At 43.2% G+C, this 3,613-nt stretch carries 3 protein-coding genes; 1 reads left to right on the plus strand and 2 read right to left on the minus strand.

The features are described 5' to 3' along the window. Positions 1-1,742 (minus strand): glycosyltransferase family 4 protein (locus RR842_RS12835; protein ID WP_332730006.1); only part of this gene is annotated, 1,742 nt, incomplete at its 3' end. Between the two features lie 307 nt (positions 1,743-2,049). Here RR842_RS12835 and glf point away from each other — a divergent pair. Then, positions 2,050-3,147, plus strand: a complete 1,098-nt coding sequence (gene glf, locus RR842_RS12840) for a UDP-galactopyranose mutase (RefSeq protein WP_332730007.1) — start codon at positions 2,050-2,052, stop codon at positions 3,145-3,147. Positions 3,148-3,214: 67 nt separating this feature from the next. Here glf and RR842_RS12845 read toward each other — a convergent pair. Beyond that, on the minus strand, positions 3,215-3,613 hold a 399-nt coding region (locus RR842_RS12845), incomplete at its 5' end, for a hypothetical protein (RefSeq protein WP_332730008.1).

Here is a 3,613-nt window from a genome sequence, read left to right on the forward strand (position 1 = left end):
ACATTATAGGAAGGCACGACGATGGAGAGCGTTGGTGTGGAGGCCTGAAATATTTGCTCGGATAGCTTGTTCACTGTTTTGGGGGGTTGGGTGATAAGAGTGATTTCTTTTTCGATAGTTTCTTCGCGGCGACACAAATCGTATATTTTTTCATGGCAAGCAGCTGCACACTCAAGAAACTTAGCAGGATTTTTGTAAAGATCCTCAAGTATATCGGCATACTGAATATAGTTTTCCGGTTCAGCGAGGAGACCTATGTTGTTGGGCAAGAAATGTTCGGCTGCATCTATCTCAGAACTGACAACGGCTAGTCCTGACATGGCAGCTTCGTCGGCAGAGACGCCTTGGGAATCATATCGTGACGCATAGAGAGCAATGCCATGTTCTTTATGCACATCAGCTATTTCTTCATGGCTTAAGAAATAAGGGTGTAGGTGGACGTTACTAAATTTGTGCAGTGGTTCGATGAGCTCATCATAGAAGTCGCCTTGTCCGTAAATATTGAATTCCATATGATCAAAACAAGCTCGTCGGCTAAGTTCTACAATGCAGCGAACATCAACATCTATTGAGTAAGAGGCAATATTGTCAAATCGTCTGACAAAAAAGATTTTTTTGCGCAATTCAGCGCTTTTCGTTTCGTAAGTGTATCTTTTTTCATCAATATAGTTTGGAATAATATGATAATTTTCAAAAGTTATTCCAATAGTTTCCTCGCTGCGCAATTTTTGCTGCTCCGTAATAAAAATCCAAGAAACGCGAGGGTTTTTATTGTATCGAGCTATAATGGCATCTTTTTTCCGGTATTCCTCTCTTTTATGTTCAGAAAGAGGTTCCGGTTTTTGAAAATAGGGAACGGTGTATTGCGGTGAATCCCAATAGCGAGTTTCTGGGTTGTGACACCAAAAATAAAGTTCCGCATCTCCTATTTCGCAGGAATCAAAAAGCAATGCATATTTTTGGTCAAAAAAGTGAACAAGGATTTTTTTGTATCTTTTGTTTCTCAAGATTGTTCGTAGGTCTGTAAAGGGAAGTCTAAGAACATCAATCCCTTCAAAAGTATATTTACAATCCCCTTTATAATCATGACAGCAAACGGTGTCAAAATTGATTCCAGCCTCTTTATAGGCCTGCAGGCGAGAATGTACAAAGCCGCAGAGATATTTGTTTTCTAAAGCTGGATAAGAGGGGGTTATAACCAATATATCGCTCGTGAGGTCAGATAGGAGAAATTTAGTCTTTTCTTGTTCTGATGCAAGAAATCCTATATCTAATTTTGTTATCCTGACTTTTGAATGAGGAGAAACCAATAATTCTGGAAGGGCTTTTTCTGCATCGCCAAATGAGAATAGGGAGATTGAGTTTAAGGTACTTTCCCCAAAAGCGATATCGAGAAGCTTTTCTACAGGGTTAATTAGTCGTAAAAGAACGGAATTGCCCTCTATTGCCTCGCCTTCGAAAAGACATTCGGTATAAGGCTTATGAAGCGAAAAAGGTGACCCACGATAAACGGAAACAGCCTTGCTGCTTTCATTGGTTATTTCAAGAAAGTTCTTCCCTTGATTTATGATGGCTTGTGACGAGCTGGTCTTCCAGTCACCATCCAGTAGGTCTATAACTTCAACGTGATCCGCTTGATCGAAATGAGAATTTATGGAACCGGTCGAACTCAACTTAACCACTCCTTTGATTTTGCTAAAGCTAATCTGTGCTTTGCGTGTCGCAACAACAACGTCCTCCAAGGTGGGGCACTTCTTCCTGGGCAGCTTCAGGGCGCGTGCCAAATACGACGAGGACTTTCATTGCAGCCTTTCATTTTAGCCGATAGAATATCATTGTATTTGAAACTTTTCCCCCTAAGGGATGAGCTTCAAAAGAAGTATCAATTCAACAGTATAGGATAGATGCTGGTGGTATAGAATGTTTTTATTCTGCGGCTGACTTGGGTACTTCGCGCTTCCTTGCTTCTTTTGATGCAGGCGGCTTGCTAAGCCGCTATGATAGTTTCTCTTGTGCTGGATTTTTTCAATCGTTATTTGGAAGGTTGTCATGGCTCACTATGATGTTTTGATTGTTGGTAGCGGTTTGTTTGGCGCCATTTTTGCCCACGAAGCAACTGCTCAAGGCAAGAAAGTTTTGGTCGTTGAAAAAAGAGACCACATCGGGGGGAATTGCTACACCGAAGAGGTGGAAGGAATCAACGTGCACCACTATGGTGCCCACATATTTCGCACCAACGACAAGGCTGTATGGAATTATCTAGGGCAGTTTTGTGAATTCAACAATTTTGTAAACTCACCGGTCGCCAATTTTAAGGGTGAGCTGTACAACCTTCCGTTCAATATGAACACCTTTTATGAGCTATGGAAAACGCACACTCCCGATGCTGCTCAAGCACATATCGCGCAGCAGTGCGTGGCCTGCGAAACCCCTCAAAACTTAGAAGAACACATTCTGGCTTTGGCCGGTCGGGATATTTACGAGAAATTAGTGAAAGGCTACACCGAAAAGCAGTGGGGCAAACCCTGCACCGAATTGCCACCTTCTATCATGAGGCGTATTCCTCTGCGCTTCACCTACGACAATAATTACTTTAACGATAGGTATCAGGGCATTCCCGTTGGAGGCTACACAAAGGTTATCGAATCGATGCTTGCGGGCAGCGAAGTGCGCTTGGGGGTCGATTACCTGAAGGATAAAAATGCCCTCGACGATCTAGCCGACCAGGTAATTTATACAGGTACCATCGATGCCTATTTTGATTACTGCTTTGACCCTCTCGAATATCGTAGCCTCAAGTTTGAACACGAATGTTTGGATAAGAAGAATTACCAAGGGGTTGCGGTAATGAATTTTACCGATTTTGAAACACCCTATACGCGCATTATCGAACATAAGCATTTTGAGTTTGGAAATCAGCCCACAACGGTTATTTCCAGGGAGTACCCGATTGATTGGCACATTGGCATTGATCCCTACTATCCCATGGAGGATCAGACAAATCGCGATCGCTATGCTCGTTATGCCCTCAAGGCGCAGCAGGAAACGAAGGTGCACTTCGGAGGACGCTTGGGCGAATATAAATACTACGATATGCAGGATACGGTGAAGTCGGCTTTATCCAAGGCAAAGGAATGGTTGCGATAGCTCATGGATGCCCAAAGTTCCCTACAGGCCAGCTGGGTCATATTCTTCGTAGGAAATCAGTAGGTTCCTAGTTTTTCAATCCTCTCAGCGCTTCCTTGATTTTGCTGGGGATCCTCAATGCTGCCGTACCAAAGCGAAATGCGCGCGAGTTCACCAATGAGGCAAGCTCTTCTTGAAGTGTTGTATTTTGCTCGGTCAGTAGAGATTCTTTTGTCAGAAGATCGTCGACTGCTTCCCGGTAGCCTTTTATTTGGGTTTCGTAATAGATAGCATCTTTCTTCATGGAGCTAACTGTATACATGAGATACGAAGCTGGAGAACCGGAGCAAATGGTCTTGTACGTTTGACGATAATGAGGACTAAGGAAGTCGAAGTTCATGGCTTTCAATCGTGCTTTCCAGCCTTCACAGAGATTGAAAGCTGTTTGCATCGATTCAGCATCTTTGATCAAAGTGAGCGTTCCACT

Source organism: Gordonibacter sp. (genome assembly GCF_036667095.1).
Taxonomy (GTDB): Bacteria; Actinomycetota; Coriobacteriia; order Coriobacteriales; family Eggerthellaceae; genus Gordonibacter.